Below are 917 nucleotides of genomic sequence, written 5' to 3' on the forward strand. Positions count from 1 at the left end.
CCCGAAGCGGAGTGATCTACCCATGGCCAGGGTGAAGCGCGGGTAAGACCGCGTGGAGGCCCGAACCCACTTAGGTTGAAGACTGAGGGGATGAGCTGTGGGTAGGGGTGAAAGGCCAATCAAACTCCGTGATAGCTGGTTCTCCCCGAAATGCATTTAGGTGCAGCGTTGCGTGTTTCTTGCCGGAGGTAGAGCTACTGGATGGCCGATGGGCCTCACCAGGTTACTGACGTCAGCCAAACTCCGAATGCCGGTAAGACAAAAGCGTGGCAGTGAGACGGCGGGGGATAAGCTCCGTGCGTCGAGAGGGAAACAGCCCAGATCGCCGACTAAGGCCCCTAAGCGTGTGCTAAGTGGAAAAGGATGTGCAGTCGCGAAGACAACCAGGAGGTTGGCTTAGAAGCAGCCACCCTTGAAAGAGTGCGTAATAGCTCACTGGTCAAGTGATTGTGCGCCGATAATGTAGCGGGGCTCAAGCACACCGCCGAAGTCGCGGCATCCGCAAGGATGGGTAGGGGAGCGTCCTGCATCCGGTGAAGCAGCCGAGTGATCGAGTTGTGGAGGGTGTGGGAGTGAGAATGCAGGCATGAGTAGCGAATAGGCAAGTGAGAACCTTGCCCGCCGAAAGACCAAGGGTTCCTGGGGCAGGCCAGTCCGCCCAGGGTGAGTCGGGACCTAAGGCGAGGCCGACAGGCGTAGTCGATGGACAACGGGTTGATATTCCCGTACCCGTGTGTGTGCGTCCGTGATGAATCCATTGTGCTAACCATCCAAATGGCACGTGATGATCCTTTCGGGGATCACGTGTTGCCGGCTGCGTGGGACCCTGGTGGGTAGTAGTCAAGCGATGGGGTGACGCAGGAAGGTAGCCGTACCGGTCAGTGGTAATACCGGGGTAAGCCTGTAGGACGAACGAT

General features: G+C 58.1%; 1 rRNA gene. It reads left to right on the forward strand.

The features are described 5' to 3' along the window. Positions 1–917, forward strand: a 23S ribosomal RNA gene (locus VXD91_RS07795); the annotation flags it as partial.

The sequence above is a fragment of the Mycobacterium sp. SM3041 genome, from assembly GCF_039668335.1.
Classification (GTDB): domain Bacteria; phylum Actinomycetota; class Actinomycetes; order Mycobacteriales; family Mycobacteriaceae; genus Mycobacterium.